10 protein-coding genes are annotated in these 21298 nt (G+C 63.1%); 4 read left to right on the plus strand and 6 right to left on the minus strand.

Annotation, left to right across the window (positions count from 1 at the left end; genetic code table 11):
* Positions 1 to 63 precede the first annotated feature (63 nt).
* Positions 64 to 1977, minus strand: coding sequence for a bifunctional sulfate adenylyltransferase subunit 1/adenylyl-sulfate kinase (gene cysN / locus ACYVKR_RS09445; protein WP_460480569.1), 1914 nt, complete (start codon positions 1975 to 1977; stop codon positions 64 to 66).
* Positions 1977 to 3578 (minus strand): sulfate adenylyltransferase subunit CysD, encoded by a 1602-nt coding sequence (gene cysD / locus ACYVKR_RS09450; RefSeq protein ID WP_460480686.1) that lies wholly within the window; start codon positions 3576 to 3578, stop codon positions 1977 to 1979. Before cysD ends, cysN begins: the two co-directional genes overlap by 1 nt.
* Positions 3579 to 4037: 459 nt before the next feature.
* Here cysD and cysQ point away from each other — a divergent pair, with 459 nt between their 5' ends.
* Both cysQ and ACYVKR_RS09460 read left to right on the plus strand, forming a co-directional pair.
* Positions 4038 to 4802, plus strand: coding sequence for a 3'(2'),5'-bisphosphate nucleotidase CysQ family protein (gene cysQ, locus ACYVKR_RS09455; protein ID WP_460480571.1), 765 nt, complete (start codon positions 4038 to 4040; stop codon positions 4800 to 4802).
* A gap of 13 nt (positions 4803 to 4815) precedes the next feature.
* Positions 4816 to 5787, plus strand: coding sequence for a Bug family tripartite tricarboxylate transporter substrate binding protein (locus tag ACYVKR_RS09460; RefSeq protein ID WP_460480572.1), 972 nt, complete (start codon positions 4816 to 4818; stop codon positions 5785 to 5787).
* A gap of 358 nt (positions 5788 to 6145) precedes the next feature.
* On the opposite strand, the gene ACYVKR_RS09465 is transcribed toward ACYVKR_RS09460, so the two are convergent.
* Positions 6146 to 6391 carry a helix-turn-helix domain-containing protein gene (locus ACYVKR_RS09465; RefSeq protein ID WP_460480573.1) on the minus strand — a complete coding sequence of 82 codons (246 nt, stop codon included), beginning with the start codon at positions 6389 to 6391 and terminating at the stop codon, positions 6146 to 6148.
* Between the two features lie 88 nt (positions 6392 to 6479).
* Between ACYVKR_RS09465 and ACYVKR_RS09470 the strand changes: the two genes are divergently transcribed.
* Positions 6480 to 7193: a hypothetical protein gene (locus ACYVKR_RS09470; protein WP_460480575.1), complete on the plus strand. Its 714-nt coding sequence runs from the start codon at positions 6480 to 6482 to the stop codon at positions 7191 to 7193.
* Between the two features lie 111 nt (positions 7194 to 7304).
* A complete protein-coding gene (locus ACYVKR_RS09475) occupies positions 7305 to 8318 on the plus strand; it encodes a hypothetical protein (RefSeq protein WP_460480576.1) in 1014 nt (337 codons plus the stop codon).
* A gap of 136 nt (positions 8319 to 8454) precedes the next feature.
* On the opposite strand, the gene ACYVKR_RS09480 is transcribed toward ACYVKR_RS09475, so the two are convergent.
* From ACYVKR_RS09480 to ACYVKR_RS09490, 3 genes are all read right to left on the minus strand, one after another.
* A complete protein-coding gene (locus tag ACYVKR_RS09480; RefSeq protein WP_460480577.1) occupies positions 8455 to 9726 on the minus strand; it encodes an SGNH/GDSL hydrolase family protein in 1272 nt (423 codons plus the stop codon).
* Positions 9727 to 9931: 205 nt separating this feature from the next.
* Positions 9932 to 10822, minus strand: coding sequence for a LysR family transcriptional regulator (locus tag ACYVKR_RS09485; protein WP_460480578.1), 891 nt, complete (start codon positions 10820 to 10822; stop codon positions 9932 to 9934).
* A 157-nt stretch (positions 10823 to 10979) separates the two neighbouring features.
* A complete protein-coding gene (locus ACYVKR_RS09490; RefSeq protein ID WP_460480580.1) occupies positions 10980 to 20687 on the minus strand; it encodes a DUF7507 domain-containing protein in 9708 nt (3235 codons plus the stop codon).
* Between the last annotated feature and the right edge of the window lie 611 nt (positions 20688 to 21298).

Raw genomic sequence — 21298 nt, forward strand, 5'->3', positions numbered from 1 at the left:
GGACGTCAAGAAAATGAGGCCGGGCGTTGCTCAGGGAGCAGCGCCCGGCGCCGTCGGGCTGGCTCAGCCCTCCTGCGCGATGATGTCGCGCGCGATCAGCTCGTCGATGATCCGGTCCACGGCCTCCGAAGCACTGAGCTTGGTGGTGGAGATGTGGATGTCGGGGCTCTCCGGCGTCTCGAACGGCGAGTCGATGCCCGTGAAGTTGCGCAGCTCGCCGCGGCGCACCTTCTTGTACAGGCCCTTGGGATCGCGCTCTTCGGCCACGGCCAGCGGCGTGTCGATGAACACTTCCAGGAACTCGCTGTCCTGCACCAGCTTGCGGGCCATCTCGCGCTCCGAGCGGAAGGGCGAGATGAAGGCCGTGATGGTGATCAGGCCCGCATCGACGAACAGCTTGCCCACCTCGGCCACGCGGCGGATGTTCTCCACGCGGTCGGCATCGGTGAAGCCCAGGTCGCGGTTCAGGCCGTGGCGCACGTTGTCGCCGTCGAGCAGGTAGGTGTGGCGACCGCGGGCGTGCAGCCGGGTTTCCAGCAGGTTGGCGATGGTCGACTTGCCCGCGCCCGACAGGCCGGTGAACCACAGCAGGGCTGGCTTTTGCTGCATGCGCTCGGAACGGGCCTTCTTGTCGACGTCCACATGCTGCATGTGGATGTTGTCCGAACGGCGCAGCGAGAACTCGAGCAGGCCGGCGCCGACCGTGGCGTTGCTCAGCCGGTCGATCAGGATGAAGCTGCCGGTCTCGCGGTTGTCCTTGTACGCATCGAAGGCGATGGGCTGGCTGCACGACAGGTTGCAGACGCCGATCTCGTTGAGCGCCAGCTCCTTGGCGGCCAGGTGCTCCAGCGTGTTGACGTTGACCTTGTACTTGGGCGCCGAGAAGCTCACCGGAACGGTCTTGCCGCCGATCTTCATCAGGTAGGGACGGCCGCCCAGCATGGGCTGCTCGTGCATCCAGATCAGCGTGGCCTGGAACTGGTCGGCCACGCCGGCGGGAGCGTCGGCCGTGGCGATCACGTCGCCGCGGCTGCAGTCCACCTCCTCGGTCAGCGTGAGCGTGACCGATTGGCCGGCCACCGCCAGCTGCAGGTCGCCGTCCTGGGTGACGATGCGGGCGATCTGCGTCTCGCGCCCGCTGGGCAGGATGCGCACGCGGTCGCCGGGGCGGACCTGGCCGCTGGCGATGCAACCGGCAAAGCCGCGGAAGTCGAGGTTGGGACGGTTGACCCATTGCACCGGCATGCGGAACGGCAAGCGCTGCTGGTGGGCCGCGTCGATCTCCACCGTCTCCAGGTAACCCATCAGCGTCGTGCCGCGGTACCAGGGCATGTGCTCGCTCTGCTCGGTGATGTTGTCGCCGCGCAGGGCCGACATGGGGATGGCCGTGATGTCTTCGAGGTTGATCTTCTTGGCGAACTCGCGGTAGTCGGCCACGATGTCGTTGTAGACCTTCTCCGAATAGTCCATCAGGTCCATCTTGTTGACCGCCAGCACGATCTTGCGGATGCCGATCAGCGAGGCCAGGTAGCTGTGCCGCTTGGACTGGGTGAGCACGCCGCGGCGCGCATCGATCATGACCACGGCCACGTCGGCCGTGGAGGCGCCGGTGACCATGTTGCGCGTGTACTGCTCGTGGCCCGGGGTGTCTGCGACGATGAACTTGCGCCGGTCAGTGGAGAAGAAGCGGTAGGCGACGTCGATGGTGATGCCCTGCTCGCGCTCGGCGGCGAGGCCATCGACCAGCAGCGCGAAGTCCAGTTCGCCGCCCTGGGTGCCGACTTTCTTGGAGTCGACGACCAGCGCTTCCATCTGGTCCTCGAACAGCATCTTCGATTCGTAGAGCAGGCGTCCGATCAGCGTGCTCTTGCCGTCGTCCACGCTGCCGCAGGTGATGAAGCGCAGCAGGCTCTTGTGCTCGTGCTGCTTGAGGTATTGCTCGATATCTTCGGCAATGAGATCAGATACGTGTGCCATTAGAAGTACCCCTCTTGCTTCTTCTTTTCCATGGATGCGGCCGAGTCGTGGTCGATCATCCGGCCCTGCCTTTCCGAAGTGCGGGTCAGCAACATCTCCTGGATGATCTTGGGCAGGGTGTTCGCGTCGGATTCAACGGCGCCGGTCAGCGGGTAGCAGCCCAGGGTGCGGAAGCGCACATTGCGCAGCATGGGCACTTCGCCGCTTTGCAGCGGCATGCGGTCGTCGTCGACCATGATCAGCGTGCCGTCGCGCTCCACGACGGGGCGCGGCGCGGAGAAGTACAGCGGAACGATGGGAATGTTCTCGAGGTAGATGTACTGCCAGATGTCGAGTTCGGTCCAGTTCGACAGCGGGAAGACGCGGATCGACTCGCCCTTGTTCTTGCGGGCGTTGTACAGGTGCCAGAGTTCGGGGCGCTGGTTCTTGGGGTCCCAACGGTGCTGGTCGGAGCGGAACGAGAAAATACGCTCCTTGGCGCGCGATTTCTCCTCGTCGCGACGGGCACCGCCAAATGCCGCATCGAAACCATATTTATCCAGGGCTTGTTTCAGACCCTCGGTTTTCATGATGTCGGTGTGAATCTGGGAGCCGTGCTTGAAGGGGCTGATGCCCATTTCCACCCCATCGGGGTTGATATGCACCAGCAGATCCATGCCCAGTTTCGCCACCATCTGGTCGCGGAAGCGGTACATATCCTGGAATTTCCAGGTCGTATCCACATGCAGTAGCGGAAAAGGCGGTTTGGCCGGATAAAAGGCCTTCATGGCCAAATGCAGCATGACTGCACTGTCCTTGCCGATCGAATACAGCATCACGGGGTTTTCCGCCTCGGCGACGACCTCCCGCATTGCCTGAATACTTTCGGCTTCCAATCGTTGCAAATGAGTGAGCACCACAGATTTCTCCTTGGGTTTTCGTTTTTGGTGCCCCGAAATGTAGGGATGAAGTGAATCGCTGTTTTGCGCGAATTGATGTTTTAATAAGTCCCGCGTCATGCTCGACATAGGGCTGAGCACCTCGGGCTTAAGGGTTTGTCCCGAGGTCTGCACCTTCGATACGGCATCGCCTTGCACGGCGTTCTGGATGCTGGTGGCCATTTCGTCGGCATGGCGGAGCATCTCGCTGGCGGTCGGCAGATGGAACAGCCGCAGGCTTTCGGCGCGGTCGCTGGCCCAGGACGAAAAAGTGGCAGCGCGGCGCCAGGGCATGCCGGGCAGCAGCGCGAAGATTTTTCGTTCGCTGGAACGCTGCAGCCGGTCGAAGAAACCCTCCAGGTGCGGGGCGCGCAGGCTTCCCTCATAGGGCAGCCACATCACCTTGCCGCGGTTGCTGACCGCCCGCAGGATGCCGTGCCGCAAGCGCCCCGGGCAGTTCTGGTGCGCGCCGAAATCGTCTACCCAGACAATGCCGGCGTCCTCCTTGCGCGCCTGCTCGCTGATGTCCTGGTAGGTGCGGTGATACCAGCGCTGGGCTGCGCTCGGCGCGTGGTCCATGCGTTTGGCCGGCCGATCGGCGTTCAGGTTCCAGCGCTGCAGGTAGTGCGCCGCAGTGCGCTCGGGCAGTTCGAGCTGGTGGCGCTGCTGCACCAGCGCCTGCATGGCTTCCAGTTGCCAGAGCAGGGAGGGCAAGGAATGCTCTTCGGGCAGCGTGCTCACCAGCTGCACATAGATGTCCTGCTCCTGCTGGGTCGACAAGGTGCGCCCTTCTCCCGGCTTGCGCCCACGCTCCCGTATGGGCACCGCGCTCCAGCCGCCCCCTTGCCAGGCCTTGTGCGCGGCGATGATGGTCGGCGCCGACAATCCCGTCTGCCCCTGGATCTCCTTGAGGGTCTTTCCCGCCAGGCGCAGCTGCACGGCCTGCACCCGCAGGGCATTGATTTGATGGACCGCCAGGCTTTTACCAACCGACACGTGCACTCCTGTTAAATATCAACTCGCTGATTCGAGAATGCTGGAATGCGTTTAGTGTCTGTTTGTCCCCCAATGAACGCATAGACCATATCGACTATGGACAGATAGGCCATATGGACTACAACCTAGAAACTACAGGAGATTTTTGTGACCCAGAGCGCCCTGCTGGAAAACGTTATTGCCATTGCCCGCGAGGCCGGCGAATTGATCATGGAGATCTATCGCTCCGACTTCGAGGTGCGGGGCAAGGAAGATGCGTCCCCGGTGACCGAGGCCGACGAAAAAGCCGAAAAGCTCATCCTTGACCGGCTGCTGGCGCTGTCGCCCGATATCCCCGTAGTGTCCGAAGAGGCCGCCGCGGCGGGCTTCGTACCCCGCATCGACCAGCGCTTCTGGTTGGTGGACCCCCTGGACGGCACCAAGGAATTCATCAACCGCAATGGCGAATTCACGGTCAACATTGCCCTGGTCGAACACGGCTGCCCGGTGCTGGGCGTGGTCCTGGCTCCGGCGCTGGATCGATTGTTCGCCGGGGCTGCAGGCCTGGGCGCCTGGGTCGAGGACGGCGGTATCCGCCAAACCATCAGCTGCCGGCCCATTCCGGCGGATGGCCTGGACGTGGTGGCCAGCCGCTCGCACGGCGATGCCCAGGCACTGGATCAGTTTCTCAATGGCCGCCAGGTCCGGTCGCTGAAAAGCGCAGGTTCTTCCCTGAAGATATGCCTGGTAGCCGCCGGTGAAGCAGATTTATATCCCCGCCTGGGCCGCACGATGGAGTGGGACATTGCCGCCGGGCATGCCGTTCTGGTTGCAGCAGGCGGACAAATCCACACGCTGGAAGGCGAAGTGCTGCATTACGGGAAAGGCGATATGAGCAACCCTCATTTCTACGCCTGTGCCCGCAACACCTGAAAAGCCCAGATCCGTGAAGAATATAACTAAAGCCTGCCTTGGCTTCGGAATTTTTATATTCTCCCATGCTTCATTTCCACTGCCTTCTGCACCCAGCGCCAAGCCGGTAAAACTGGTGGTCGGTTTTGCTGCCGGCGGTGCCATTGACACGCTGGCCCGCACGCTGGCATCCAGGCTGACCCACAAACTGGAGCGACCAGTTTACGTGGAGAATCGGGTGGGAGCCGGGGGCAGTATCGCGGCCGCCTATGTGGCGCAATCCAGCCCTGATGGCAATACCATCCTGCTGGCATCCCCGGGGGAGATATTCGTCAACCGCATCTTCTACAAGCATTTGAATGTCGATGGGCTGAAAAACCTGGTTCCCGTCTCCAAGATATCGACGACCCCCATCGTCCTAGCGACCAACAGCCAATCCAATATCAAACAGGTCGATGATATTTTCACCGAGGTCAAGAAAAGGCCTCTGGGCCTCAACTTCGCATCCTCCGGCACCGGCAGCTCGCAGCATCTGGTGGGCGAAATATTCAAGAAGCAGATGGGTATCGACATGGCCCATATCCCCTACAACGGAGGATCCAGCGCTGCCGCAAGCTTACTGGGCAATCAGGTGGACCTGCTTTTTGCCGGCCTTTCGCCGATAGCCCCTTTTCTCAAGGGAAACAGGTTACGCGTCATTGCCGTCACCTCTGAAAAAAGATCGCCGCTGATCCCCGAGGTACCGACACTGCGGGAAACCGGTCTCGGCGATTTCCATCTGGAATACTGGCAAGGGATATTCCTGCCCCGGAACACGCCCGGAAAAATGGTCTCGGCCTTGTCCCAGGAGCTATCGGAAGTGCTGGGCGACCCGCAATTCAGCAAATTTCTGCAGGAGCTGGGCTACACCACTGCCTTCAAGGGCTGCGACGAATTCAGGGACTTCCTGACCCAGGAAGAGAAAAAGTACAGCCTGGCGGAAAAGACCATCCAGCTCGCGCAGTGAGTCTGCATCGCTGCCCAACGCCCTCCGCTGCTGCGCGGCTCTGCGCTGCAGCGCGCATGAAAAAGGCCGTTCGCGATAGTCTCGCGAACGGCCTTGAATCAAAAAATGGTGCGCTTGTCGGATCAAAAACACCACCATAAGCAATTGATTTATATGAATTTAATCAAGCAAAAACTCATGACATGCCAACAAAAATACCAACAAATCAAAAAGTGACCTTCATGCAGCCGCCATACCCTGGGTCAGCCCCTCCGGTCTGTCATTCGTAGAATTGCACCTGATCGAGCATATACCCCGACGGGCATTGCCCCCGTCCCCCCACAAGCCTCCAGACCCAATATTTGCGGCCCCTCGCTCATCACAGTTGCGCACGCCCCAGCAATTCGGCCGCCGACATCTCTAACGCCTCGGCAATGCGCAGCACCGATGCAATCCCCGGATTCTGCTGCCCCCGTTCAATGCTGCTCATGTACGAGCGATCAATCTCACTTCGATGCGCCAGCTCCTCTTGCGAAATTTTTTTCTCTAGGCGCACCTGCCTGATAGCAGCCCCAAGGGCACGTAATGCAGGGTGATCAGCGTACTGAGGAGATGCGGCAGGCATAGCGGCATCGTCTTTTTCTGCAGCCAATCACACCACGGACGATCTTCCACATATACTTGTGCACTACACGTATCAACCTGTAGCTACCATGCCCCTCCTCACGCCAATAGCGCAACGCTACGCGCTTGCTGTTCTTGCCATCTTGGTCATAGGCTGCTCCGAAAAATCGCCTCCAGAGAAGTCAATCGCACAGGCTGCGACAGCTATTTCGACAGAGGCTTTGATGAAAGAACTGGATCAGCTAGAAAAGCAATGCCTTAGCGAGGGAAAGCGCGGCAATGGCCAGCCTATCCCTGTCTGCGTGAAGATGGCAGCTCATGTTGAGGAACTACTGGACCGAGGGTGGTGCGCCGGCCCTAGCTATCTCCCCACAGCAAACCAACATTGGATGCGATGTATGGATGACAAACCAGTGGACCCGCGCCTAGTTCAGTTGGCTCAGCCACAACCAAGCGCAAAGCCCAAGCCGGCCGGGGTGGAAACCGTTAGCATCGCCCAGCTGAAAAAGATGACAGTAATCGGCATAGAGGCCTTCAAGCCATACCGGGTGTCAGCGATGATCAATGCACTGGATCTCGGCACCGATGGACTTTGCGAACGTTTACGATACGACGGCTACTGCGCCGATGGCGTTGAGCGCGTGTACCTCAACATCGACATCGACAGCAGCGCCCAGCGGAGTCAGCTATATGACCTGCGCGGCAAGCGCGGAACTGCCATTTGCGCCACGGTCGTCATGCATCCGCGCAACGTGAATGGAACCATGAATTTAATCGGATTCACTCCCGGTGGTTGTGACTAGCCGGTCTTTGGAGGGGGGCCTGATATCGATAGCCTGTGGAGTCTCCGCTACGCGATCCCCCTTCCTCCCCCTCGGCACCACGGTCTAGATCAACAATGGCGATGCAAGAGAATGAATTGGTTTGAGCGGCTGACCGGGTTCAAGGAAACGGGCTACCCCGAGGCACGTGCGCAGCTTGAGGTCAGCGCAGGCATGCTCCGCTCCAAGGTGAACGGCAGGGCCTACGCCATTGGCACATTCGAGATGGCATCGCTGGCTGACCTGCGCGAGCGGGTTGCTGCAGGCTCTGGTGCGGGTGGCAAGCCCCGCATCAGCATCGTTCAAGGTGATGTGCGTAAGATGCACCAAGCGTCGGAATACACGGGTGCGCTGTTCCAAGTGGCGAGCCAGTTCAATGCACTGGAGATGGTCGGCCCAGGCGTAACACCCGAGAACGGGGTGACGCGGTACCAAGATGACCACACGCAAGGCCCCGCCTGCGCCATGGCTGCTGGTGCAGCAACTATCTTCCGTAACTACTTCGTGCCTGTCGGCAACCAGTTCGGCCAGACCTCGGAGCACCAGCTCGATGGCATTGCTGATTTGGGTGCGACTCTGAGTGCAGCCCTAAAGCGCCCAATTGCCGATCTATGGAGCTGGCGCAATGGCTATGTGTTATGCACGCCCCAGGGTCTGGACCGCATCACGGATCACCTGCGCGCGATCAGCGCCGCTGAGCGGGATGCTCTGGCCGGGGAACTGCGCATCGGCATTCATCGCGACGTAGAGGCGACAGATACCGCATCGCGGCCAGGACCATTGGTGAGCCAGGCGTTCTGTAGCGCATTGCCCGTGGCCTATGGGCAGGTGCCGCAGAAGCACTGGAAAGCGTTCGCTCAGTTGATACTGGATGCAGCCTACGAAGCTACTCTCCTGCAAGCCGTTCTGAATGCGCGACGTGGCGCATCAAACATCGTGCTACTTACCCTTCTTGGAGGCGGTGCATTCGGCAATGCGCCAGAGTGGATTTATGCGGCTATCAAGCGCGCATTGCACAAGGCAGTGGACTTCGACCTGGATGTGCGGCTGGTGAGCTATGGGCTGCCATCAATAGAGACGCAGAAATTGGTTGCCAATCTAATTTGAAAGTACAAAGGCCTAGTTGCACCCTGAGTACCAGCAGCCCGATGGGGCCGCATTCAGGCGTATGTATCATATCCCTCTCTACGGCAGCATCCGGCAGCGAGAATGCCTATAGCGCAAGCGCGAGCCTTCCCCGCTCCTATCGGAATTTTTCCAAGGGCACGCTGTCCGCCATGCGGAGATACCCCGCATCGCTCGGGTGCAGGTTATCGCCGCTGTGGTTAGCAGCGAGGAATCGGGTCGCATCCGCGGGATCGCGCACCGCGGCGTCGAAGTCGATGACCCCGTCGACGTCTTTGTTCGCGCGAATCCAGGCATTCAATGCCTGGCGTATCTGTTCACCTTGCGTGGTGAAGTAAGCAGCGCCGCTGAACGGTGTCAGCGTGCCCAGGTAGACCTTGATGCCCGCAGCTTTTGCCGTGGATACCGCGCCTGAAACAGCCGCGATCAGTTCGTCGGCCGTTGCCGTTTCTGTGGGAAGCCAGAAGGCCTGGTAGCCGATGTCATTGATGCCAAGCAGGATGATGGTGTGCGTCACCCCGGACACGGAAAGGACATCGCGCTTGAAGCGTTCGACGCCGCGCAGACCAAAGCGGTCATGCAGCCAGCGGTTTCCGCTGAGCCCTTTGTTGACGACAGACACGGCCGGGCTGCCGCCCGCCTTCAGAAATCGGTCTGACAGCAGGTCGGAATACCGGCGGTCGGCCCCCCAGGTACTTCCCGCCCCCGCAGTGATGGAATCGCCAAAGACCACCAACACGTTGCTCGGCTCACTGCGATAGACATCGACGGCACTCATCCAGTAGGACGAGTAGACCTGGTTCTCAACGGCCGTTGGCATGGCAGCAGCGCTGGTGGTGTCGCCAACGCTGACGTAATGGGTGGCCTGCGGAAACCGGTAAGCGGTGGTGTTGTCGGAGGTGTTCTTGACGTAGATGCTGACAGCCAGGCTTGCAGCGTCGGGCGCCTTGAATGGCACCGCATCGCTCCAGACCTCCACGCCAGGCGGAATGATCACCGAGGCAGCACCACCAAAGGTCAACCCGGTGTCGGTGCTCCTGTCGATGGTGCCGGCACCAGTGCTCAACGCAATGCGCACGCGCTCGAAGGACACCGGCGTCCTGCCGTAGAGGTTTCCGAACTTGATGCGAACACGATCACCGCCAACCGACAGATGCACAGTCTGGCGGACGGTCTGGTTGGTGAGCGTGCTTTCCGTCGCAGCGGGAATGCCAGGAGCAAAGCTGAGGTCCTCCTTCAGGTCACTGAGCGCGCCACCCCAGGTTCCAACCGGCCGACTTGAATCCTCGCTTCCACCACCACACCCCGCAATTGCCGCCACCAGCAAGAGAGCGGCAGAGTTTTTGAAAATCGAGCGGCGGCTCAAAACGGTTTTTTGCCTGAAAAGCATTGCGTCTCCTTGGGGATTTATTGCCGCTGCACGTGAAGCATGAGATTCGCCCAAATGCCACCTCATATCTCACCAGCACCGGTCTTTGGCGCTGCATGCGATAGCCACAATTACCATGCCTTTCTTTAGCAGCAAGGATAAATATCACCTCCTTTGCTGACTTGCCGCTGACACTACACTTCGATCTGCAGTGAATCAGAAAAACTCAAGCTTCTTTTACCCCTATGATTTCCAAAAAATTATCCACACACGGTTTTTTATTATTTTTCCCAAAGATAACTGCCAACCCAATTTTCAATGCATCCGATTGCTCAGCCAGCGAACGCACGTCAATCACGTGCTCATAGGTCGCAGCACATACTTTGGGCACCAGTGCAATCCCCACTCCGCTGCGCACCAGGCTGATGACCGTATCGACCCGTCGGGCATGCTGGACCACGCACGGCGTAAACCCGGCACGTTGGCAGGCCATGGAAATCACCGCCTCCAGCGAGGACGCCCTGGATTTCTCGAAGGCAATGAATGGATGTCCCGCCAGATCCGCCAGCTTGATCTTCCCTTTGGCGGCCAGTGGGTAATCCTTGGGAAAAACCGCCACCAGTTCGTCCTCTTCTCCCGGGATAGGGAAATAGGGGCAGTTGGAAGCTATGGGGTAGTGAATGATGCCAACGTCAATGCTTTCGGCATCCAGCAAATCCACAGCCTCAGAAGATGTTGCTTCCTGCAGTTGCAGGTTCACACGCGGATAGCGCTGTGCAAACAGGGGCAGTATGCGCGGCAATAAATGGTGCGCGGCCCCACTAGGAAAGCCAATCGTTAGAGAACCAGCCTCACCAGAAGTGAGTGTTTCAGAGGTATCTAACGCGTCCTCCAATGCCTCCACCACCCGGCGCACCGGACTCAACAACAGCCGGCCACGCTCTGTCAGTTCAGTTTTGCGAGTATTACGTATAAAAAGCGGCCCACCAAATTCCAGCTCCAAGCTCTTTATCACAAAAGTGAGTGTTGGCTGCGATATTTTCAGCTTCTTGGCAGTTTTCCCAAAATGAAGAAGATCCGCCAGCAGTAAAAAATGCTTCAAATGCCGTGCATTCATGATCGGGAGCCTATATCAGAACCAGCCTTCTTGGTTCCAGCACCGAGGCCTTGCCTATTTAGGGTAGTAAAGAGGTTGATCTGGCTCAATATTTACGGATTCCCCTACCACCCAATCGGCAGACCCGCTGCAAATCGGGCAGTAGGGACCGCTTCCTTCATCGAGCGCGCCGGCCACCCCGGGCGACTGCAGCGCTCCTGCACAGCAGCAGGGACAACAAGGCCAGCATCCACCAGCCATCCACCGGTATCTCGACGGGCCTAGAGCCGTTGCGGGACTTGACCGGCGTCTGCACGCAATGGCCTGCCGCAGCGCTGGCCGCATCGCAGGTCGAAGCCAGCGGCCTCGGGCACATCGGCGTTGTCTCACCGGCCTTGGCAAGCAACCCGGATTTGGCCATGCCGTTCTCGTCCATCGGGATCGGGCAGCCTGCCGGTGCGGTCCTGGTGTTGTCGGTGATCATGTTGGCGATGCTCACCACTCCCTCAGGCATCGGATTGACCGCCGTGAACGTGATCGACGCAGTGGCCGTGCCATTGGCCGGCACGTTGGCCAGAGTCACCGTGCACACGCTGCCTGCCGCCGCACCGGCTGCGCAGTTGGTCGTGGCACCAGTGATCACGCCCGAGTAGGTGGTATTGGTCGGCACGACTTCGAAGAAGGCATGGTCCGACACCGCCGTACTTCCGGCATTCGTGGCCGTCAGGTCATAGGCGATCGCCTGGCCGCCGATGACAGGGGTCACCGTACCGGCATTCAGCGTCTTTCTGACAGTGACGGACCCCGGCGCGACCGGTTGCACCGTGGTGTTGGCCACGTTGTTGCCCGGGTTCGGGTCCGCCGTGGTGCTGCCAGCCGTAGTCGTCAGCGTCACCGGCGTGGCATCGGCAGGCGTGAAGGTGGTCACGCAGCTGATGGCCTGGCCATTGGCCAAGCTGGCAACCGGCGGCGTAGGCGTACACACCGTGGTGGCACCGGCAGGGGCGCCCGTCACCGCGCAGGTCGCGTTGGCGGCAGCGCCCGGGCCATTGTTGGTGCAGTTGGTCGTCACGCTCACCGGCTGACCCACCGTGGCAGGCACGGTAGTCGGTGCGGTGGCGGCCATATCGGCCGTCGGCGTCACTCCTGGCTGCACCGTGGTATTGGCCACGTTGTTGTCCGGATTCGGGTCCGTCGTCGCGCTGCCAGCGGTAGTCGTCAGCGTCACCGGCGTGGTGTCAGCGGGCGTGAACGTGGTCACACAGCTGATGGCTTGGCCGCTGGCCAGGCCTGCCACCGGGGTGGTAGGCGTACACACCGTGGTCGCACCAGCAGGGGCACCGGTCACCGCGCAGGTGGCATTGGCAGCCGCGTTAGGACCATTGTTGGTGCAGCTGGTCGTCACGCTCACCGGCTGACCGACGGTTGCGGGCACGGTAGTCGGTGCGGTGGCAGTCATGTCGGCCGTCGGCGCCAAGGCCGGCTGCACTGGGGTGCTGGCTACGTTGTTGTCCGGATTCGGGTCCGTCGTGGTGCTGCCGGCCGTAGTCGTCAAGGTCACCAATGCGGTATCTGCCGGCGTGAACGTGGTCACGCAGCTGATGGCTTGGCCGTTGGCCAGGCTACCCACCGGCGGCGTGGGCGTGCACACCGTAGTGGCACCGGCGGGGGCGCCAGTCACCGTGCAGGTGGCGTTGGCAGCCGCGTCGGGGCCATTGTTGGTGCAGCTGGTCGTCACGCTCACCGGCTGGCCCACCGTCGCGGGCACCGTGGTGGGGCCGGTGGCGGCCATGTCTGCCTGCGCATTCACCGGCGTGGTGATCGTGCTGGTGCAGTTGGCGTTGTTGGGCATCGGGCAATGCGGGTCGCCACCGCCCTGCACCGTCGCCGTGTTCGTCACGCTCGGCACTGCGGCCGCCGTCGGCGTCACCGGGATCACAAAGCTCACGCCAGATCCCCCTGCCGCCAGCACCAGATCCGAGGTGCAGGTCACTTGCTGGCCCGAAGCCGTGCAGCCATCGGGCAACGGCGTGCCAATGGTCAAGCCACCAGGGATGACATCGGTCACCGTCCAGTCGCCGTCCGTCTCCACCGTGCCCACGTTGGCCACCTTGATGGTGTAGCTCGCCGCCACGCCGATCGAGAAGCTGGCCGTGCTGGCGGTCTTGACTACATGCAGTGCTGGCGATACCACCGGCACCGGCACCTGTGCCTGGCAGCGTGCCGGCAGCGGGCTGGTGGTGGCCGTACAGCCAGGGTCGCCCCCGCCGGTCACTCGCGCCGCGTTCTGCACGGTCTGGCCGTCCACGGCTTGCTGCGCTGTCACCGGGATGGTGATGGTGGCGGTTCCGTTGGTCGCGCCCAGCACGCCCACCGCGCAGCTCAGCTGCTGGCCATTGGCCGTGCAGTTTGCCGGCAGCGTACCGATGGTCAGGCCAGCAGGAACGGTGTCGGTCACCGTGGTGTTGCCGGTGGTCGCTGCCGTGCCCTGGTTGGCCACCGTCAGCGTGTACGTGCCCTGCTCGCCCACCGTGAAGGAGACGGGATTGGCCGTCTTCGCCAGGTGCAGCTCGGGCGCGCTCACCGTGCCGGTGGTCGTGCCATTGCAATGCGCAGCTGCGGGGCAAGTCGGATCGCCCCCGCCCGTCACACTGGCCGTGTTGCTCACTTGCTGGCCATTGACCGTGTCGTCCGGCGTCACGGTCACCGTGAAGCTGGCCTGTCCGCCGATGGCCAAGCCCGCCTGGATAGTGCAGCTCACCGCCTGGCCGTTGGCCGTGCAGCCATTGGGCAGCGGGGTGCCGATCGCCAGGCCTGCCGGGATGTTGTCGGTGACAGTGGCTGCCGCCGAGGTAGCCGCCTGGCCGTTGTTCGTCACCACGATGGTGTAGCTCGCCGCATTGCCCACGGTGAGCGGGCCGTTCAGCGTCTTGACCAGATCAAGGCGAGGTGCATTGACCGTGGTCGTCGTCGTGCCCTGGCACTGCGCAGGCATCGGGTTGGCACCAGCCGTACAGACCGGATCACCGCCACCAGTCACCGTGGCCGTGTTCACGCTGGGGTTGGCCGCTGCCGCGCCCACCGCCACCGGCACGCTGATCACCGGGGCGCTCGCGCCCGGCGTGAGCACTGCACTGGTCGTACAAGTCACCTGTGTGGCGGTGCTGGCCGAGCAGTTCCAGCCCGCGCCCGTGGGCGTGCCAGTGCTGGTGATGCCTGCCGGCAGCGGGTCGCTGACCGTGATCGTGCCCGTGGTCGATCCGCCACCTGCAGCATTGCTCACCTGCAGGGTGTAGGTACCGGGGTTGCCTACCGCAAATGCCGTGGGCGTGGCCTGCTTGGTGATCGACAGGCTGGCCACTCCGGCCGTCGTGGTCGTGTTGGCCACGTTGTTGTTCGGATTCGAATCAGGCGTGGTGCTGCCAGCCGTCGTCACTGCCGTGATCGGCGTCGTGTCCACCGGCGTGAACGTGGTCGTGCAGTCGATCGCATCCCCTACCGCCAGGGTCGCCGGCAGCGGGTTGGGCGTGCAGGTCGTCACCGGGTTGGCTCCCGCCGGAATGCCCGTGACCGTGCAGGTCGGGGCTGCCGCCGGATTGGGGCCATTGTTGGTGCAGCTGCTTTGGATCGTCGCTTGCACACCCACCGTGGTTGCGATGGTCTGCGGTGCGGTTGCCTGCATGTCGGTTTGCGGGGCCGCTGCCGGCGTCGTGATCGTATTGGCCACGTTGTTGTTCGGGTTCGAATCTGGCGTGGTGCTGCCTGCCGTGGTCACTGCCGTGATCGGCGTCGTGTCCACCGGCGTGAACGTAGTCGTGCAGTCGATCACCTCACCTACCGCGAGGGTCGCTGGCAGCGGGTTGGGTGTGCAGGTCGTCACCGGATTGGCTCCCGCCGGAATGCCCGTGACCTCGCAGGTCGGGGCAGCCGCCGGATTGGGGCCATTGTTGGTACAGCTGCTTTGGATCGTCGCCTGCACGCCCACCGTGGTCACCAGGGTCAGCGGTGCAGTGGCCTGCATATCGGTTTGCGGCACCACCGGCGTCGTAGTCGTATTGGCCACGTTGTTGTTCGGGTTCGGATCCTGTGTGGTGCTGCCAGCCGTGGTCACCGCCGTGATCGGCGTCGTGTCCGCCGGCGTGAACGTGGTCGTGCAGTCGATCGTGGCGCCCACTGCCAGGTTGGCCGGCAGCGGATTGGGCGTGCAGGTCGTCACCGGATTGGCTCCAGCCGGAATGCCCGTGACCTCGCAGGTCGGGGCAGCCGCCGGATTGGGGCCATTGTTGGTGCAGCTGCTCTGGATCGTCGCTTGCACACCCACCGTGGTCGCGATGGTCTGCGGCGCGGTCGCCTGCATGTCGGCCTCCGCGTTCACCTGCGTGGTGATCGTGCTGGTGCAGTTCGCGTTGTTGGGCATCGGGCAGTGCGGATCGCCACCGCCCTGCACCGTCGCCGTGTTCGTCACGCTCGGCACCGCTGCCGCCGTCGGCGTCACCGGGATCACGAAGCTCGCGCCCGTCGTGTCGCCAGGCTGCAGGTCGACATTGGACGTACAGGTCACTTGCTGGCCACTTGCGGTACAGCCACTGGGCAAGGGGGTACCGATGGTCAGCCCGCCGGGGATGACGTCGGTCACCGTCCAGTTACCCGTGCTCTCTACCGTACCCACGTTGGTCACCTTGATGGTGTAGCTGGCCGCCACACCGATCGAGAAGCTGGCCGTGCTGGCGGTTTTTTCCACATGCAACGCGGGCGACTGCACCGGCACCGGCACCTGAGCCAGGCAACGTGCCGGCAGCGGGTTGGTGGTGGCCGTACAGACCGGGTCTCCACCACCAATGACGGTAGCGGCGTTCTGCACGGTCTGTCCGTCCACAGCCGCCGTGGCCGTCACCGGGATCGTGAACGTGGTCGTGCCGTTGCTCGCGCCCAGCACTTGCGTGATGGTGCAGCTGATCTGTTGGCCGTTGGCCGTGCAGCCTGCCGGCAGCGGCGTGCCAATGGTCAGGCCCGTCGGGATGGTGTCGCTCACCACGATGTTGCCGCTGGTGGCCGCAGTGCCGCTGTTGACCACCTTGAGGTTGTAGCTGCCGGCCTGGCCGACCACGAACGCCGCAGGCGTGGAGGTCTTGCTCAGGTGCAGTTCGGGTGCGCTCACCGTATTGGTGGTCGTACTTTGGCAATGCGCGGCCAGCGTTGCCGCGGGCGGCACCGTGCAGGTGGGATCGCCCCCACCCGTCACATTGGCGGTATTGGTCACTTGCTGGCCGTTGACGGCTTGCGTCGGGGTGACGGTCACCGTGAAGCTGGCCTGGCCACCAATCGCCAGCCCTGCCGGGATGTCACAGCTCACCGCCTGACCGTTGGCCGTGCAGCCATTGGGCAGCGGGGTGCCGATCGTCAGCCCTGCCGGAATGTTGTCGGTGACAGTGGCTGCCGCCGACGTAGCCGCCTGGCCGTTGTTGGTCACCACGATGGTATAGCTGGCCGGACTGCCGACGGTGAAGCCACCTGCCGAGGTCTTGACCAGGTCAAGGCGAGGTGCATTGACCGTGGTCGTCGTCGTGCCCTGGCATTGCGCAGGCATCGGGTTGGCACCGGCCGTACAGACGGGATCACCGCCACCCGTGACGGTGGCCGTGTTCACGCTGGGGTTGGCCGCGTTCTGCCCAATCGCAACAGGCACGCTGATCACTGGTGCACTCGCACCCGGCGTGAGCACCGCGTTGGTCGTGCACGTCACCTGCGTGGCCGTGCTGGCCGCGCAGTTCCAGCCCGCGCCCGTGGGCGTGCCAGTGGTGGTGATGCCCGCCGGCAGCGGGTCGCTCACCGTGATGGCACCATTGGTGCTGCTTGATCCCTGTGCATTGCCATTGGTCACCTGCAGCGTGTAGGTACCCGTTGCATTCACGGCAAATGCCGTAGGCGTCGCCTGCTTGGCAATCGCCAGCTGCGGGTTGCCCGCATTCGTGTTGGTCGCGGTGCTGGTCACGGCGCAAGGCGGCGTCGTGCAGGTCGCGCCCGCTGGCGGCGTTGCCGTCGCGGTGTTCACGATGTCGCCGGTGGCTGCGTTCGCCACGGTGCCGTTGATGGTGTAGGTCACCGTGCCGCCAACAGGTATGTTGACGGTGTCGTTGATGGTGTTGCCGGTACCGCTGGCGGTGCAAGCCCCGCCAGCCGATGCCGCGCAGGTCCAGCCCGTGACTGCCACTGCGTTGGGCACCACGTCGTTGACGGTGGCTCCCACCGCCGCGCTCGGGCCGTTGTTGGTCACCACGATGGAGTAGCTGATCGCACCGTTGGGCTGGTAGGTGCCGTTCGGCGTGGCGGTCTTGGTGATCGCCAGATTCACGACCACACCCGTCGTCGTCGGCGTGGTTGCCACGTTGTTATTCGGATCCGGGTCTTGCGTGCTGCTGCCCGCCGTGGTCGTCACCGTGATCGGTGTCGTATCCACCGGGGTGAACGTGGTCGTGCAACTGATCGTGCCACCCACTGCCAGCGGATCCGGCGCCGGGTTGGGCGTGCAGGTCGTCACCGGGTTCGCCCCTTGCGGAATGCCCGTGACTTCACAGGTCGGCGCTGCCGCCGCATTGGGGCCGTTGTTGGTGCAAGAGCTCTGGATCGTCGCCTGCACGCCTACCGTGGTTGCCAGGGTCACTGGCGACGTGGCCTGCATGTCCGCCACCGGGGTGACGGGCGTGTCCAGCTGCGCGCAATGGTTGGGCGCCGGCGCCGTGTCGGTGCAGGTGTCCGGAGTGGGCGGCGTGCCGCCGTTGAAGGGATCTCCCCCGCCTCCCACCGAGGCGCGGTTGGTCACGCCGGGCACCGCTGCAGCTCCCACGTTCACGTTCAGCGTGATGGTGCTGGTGGCATCCACCGCCAGGTTCAGGTTCGCCGCGCTCGTGCAGGTGACGGTCGCGCCGCCATTGGCCGTGCAGCTCCAGCCGTTGCTGGTGGTCGGGTCGGCCGCCAGCGTGATGCCTGCCGGCAGGGTGTCCAGCACGGTGACCGCACCTACGGTCGCCGCCTGTCCCTGGTTGCGCACGGTCAGCGTGTAGGAGCCTTGCTGGCCCACGGCGAAGGTCGCGGGGGTCGCGGCCTTGGTCACCGCGAGGCTGGGCGAGTTCACCGGCGTGGTGATGGTGCTCGTGCAGTTGGCGTTGTTGGGCATCGGGCAGTGCGGGTCGCCGCCGCCCTGCACCGTCGCCGTGTTCGTCACGCTCGGCACTGCGGCCGCCGTCGGCGTTACCGGAATCACAAAGCTCACGCCCGTGGTATCGCCCGCCGTCAATATGGCGCTGGAGGTACAGGTCACTTGTTGGCCACTGGCGGTACAGCCATTGGGCAAGGAGGTACCAATGGTCAGGCCGCCAGGCACGACGTCCGTCACCGTCCAGCCGCCTTGCGTCTCCACCGTGCCCACGTTGGTCACCTTGATGGTGTAGCTCGCCGCTACGCCGATCGAGAAGCTGGCCGTGCTGGCGGTCTTGGCCACATGCAGTGCAGGCGATACCACCGGCACCGGCACCTGTGCCTGGCAGCGTGCCGGCAGCGGGTTGGTCGTGGCCGTACAGCCAGGGTCGCCCCCACCCGTCACTCGCGCCGCGTTCTGCACCGTCTGACCGTCCACGGCCTGCTGCGCCGTCACTGGAATGGTGATCGTGGCCGTTCCGTTGGTCGCGCCCAGCGCTCCCACCGTGCAGCTCAGCAGCTGGCCATTGGCCGTGCAGTTCGCCGGCAGCGGCGTGCCAATGGTCAGGCCCGTGGGAACTGTGTCGGTCACGGTGGTGTTGCCCGCCGTGGGCGCCGTGCCCTGGTTGGTCACCGTCAGCGTGTAGCTGCCTTGCTCGCCCACCGTGAAGGAGGTGGGCGTGGCCGTCTTCGCCAAATGCAGCTCAGGCGCGCTCACCGTGTTGGTGGTCGTGCCCTGGCAGTGCGCGGCCAGCGTTGCCGCGGGCGGCACCGTGCAGGTGGGGTCGCCCCCGCCCGTCACACTGGCCGTGTTGGTCACCTGCTGGCCGTTGGCAGCAGTTGTCGGGGTGACGGTCACCGTGAAGCTGGCCTGGCCGCCGATGGCAAGACCCGCCGGAATATTGCAGCTCACCGCCTGGCCATTGGCCGTGCAGCCATTGGGCAAGGGCGTGCCGATCGTCAGGTTGGCCGGGACGTTGTCCACGACGGTAGCGGCCGCCGAGGTAGCCGCCTGGCCATTGTTCGTCACCACGATGGTGTAGCTCGCCGGGTTGCCCACGGTGAAGTTGCCTGCCGAGGTCTTGACCAGGTCCAGCCGCGGTGCGTTCACCGTGGTCGTCGTCGTGCCCTGGCATTGCGCAGGCATCGGGTTGGCACCGGCCGTACAGACGGGATCACCGCCACCCGTGACGGTGGCCGTGTTCACGCTGGGGTTGGCCGCTGCCGCGCCCACCGTCACCGGCACGCTGATCACCGGAGCGCTAGCGCCCGGCGTGAGTACCGCGTTCGTCGTACAGGTCACCACATTGGCCGCGACCGAGCAGCTCCAGCCCGTGCCCGTAGGCGTGCCGGTGCTGGTGATACCTGCCGGCAGCGGGTCGCTCACCGTGATCGCGCCCGTGGTCGATCCACCACCTGCGGCATTGCTCACCTGCAGGGTGTAGGTACCGGTGTTGCCCACGGCAAAGGCGGTTGGCGTTGCCTGCTTGGCGATGGACAATTGGGGGTCCAGCACCGGCAACTGAACCGTAGCGCTATCGGCATCCGTGGGAATGCTGCCATCCGGGGCCGTGCCGGCGACTATGGCCTGGTTATGGAGGAAGCCGTCCGGCGGCGTGGCATTGCCGCGTGCATTGATTTCCGCCTGCGTGACGGTGTGCGTGTTGCCCGCGCAGGTCAGCGTGACGGTGGCACCCGCCGCAACGGTGGTCGGCGTGCAGGCGCCCAGGTTGGGCAGGAACGGATCGGTCACCGTCAGGTTGGTCAAGGGGACGTTGCCGTTGTTTATGGCTTGGAAGGTGTAGGTGACAACATCACCCGCCGCATTCACCACGTCTGGCGTGGCGATTTTTCGCAGATTAATCTCAGCTCGCTGCACAAAGGTGTTGTTGATGGTGCAGGTCGCTGCATTCCCCGCCGCCAGCGTGATCTGGCCATTGGTGACCGGGATGGCACCGCAGTCCCACCCATCTGGAGCGAGGTAGTCCGCCGGCCCGCCGGTTTCCGACAAGGTGTAGTTGCCTGGCTGGACCACCACATTGGTGACGGCGGCGGCGCCCGTGGTGCCGCTGATACTGGTGGGGCCCGCGGCCGCCAGCGTCCAGGCGTTTGCGGCCGCCGTGCCGCCGCCCGTGTTGTCCACGGTCTTGACCAGCGTCAAGGTGGCCGATGGCAACCGATCGGTGTCGTTAGCGGTGTTGTTCGTCAGATTGGCCTCGGTGACGCCAGCGGGCGCCGTCACGGTGGCGTTGTTGACCACGTTGACCCCCGTCGGCGCGGCCGCCACCGTGCACGAGAACGACAGTGTCGTAGTCTGGGTATTGTTCAGGTTGCCAAGCGCGATGCCCGCAGTGAGGTGGGAGACTCTGAAGCCGCCGGCCGGCGCAGTTGGCACGCCATTGCCGGTGATGGTGACTGGATTGTTCGCGGGACAGTTCAGGTTTGCCCCCGGGGTATCGGTCACTACGGCACCAGTAACGGGATCAGGGCCGTTGTTGGTGACGACGAGCTGGTAGGTCGTTGTCTGGCCGGGCGTCAGCGTGTCGTTGGGCTGGTCGTTCGGGCCGGCCGCCGGCGTGTTGGTCTTGGTGATCGCAAGGTCGGCGGAGGGGTTGAGCGAAACCCCCAGCACGACGTACTCAGTCGCGTTGCCGCCAACATCCCATACGGCAAAGTTGGGATTGGAGGGCACAGCCCGCATGAAGACGCGGAACGTTACGCTGGTGATATTGGTGGCGTTGACGCGCACGGAACCGCAACCCGTCCCATTTGGGAAGGAGGCGCACCCCCCACTCGACAGGTTGGCGTTACTGGCCCCATTGAGGATCGCCGTACTGGTGACATTCAGCGCGGGAACGCCCGAAAGCTTGGTGAGCGTCGCCCCGGCCGGGCTGAGCATCTCATATTCCGAGGTATAGACCGAACTGGTGCTGTTGCCACCCAAATCGATGAGACTAATGATCGGATTGGTGACGGGCTCGCTGAAAGTCAGGGTCAAGTCCGTGATGGCTGGGCGCTGATTGGCCGGAACTCCGGCCCTGTCTATTGCGCTCGGGCTTATGTTGATGTTCATGCCGCCGTTAGAGGGGGGCGAGAAAACACTGGCGAAAATACCAGTACCCGGCGCCGAATTACCGGCAGAGGTGAACATGTTATTCGAACTGTTGTACTGGAAACCGGTGCCGTTTTGCCCCGAACCAAAAGCCAATGCGGGGATTTGGACGTTCGATTGACTGAACGTCACGGTCAGCGCTGGCGTACGCGCAACGAAGTTGTTGCCGTTGGGGTTGTTGGTATTGGTTC

The organism is Comamonas humi, assembly GCF_054782535.1.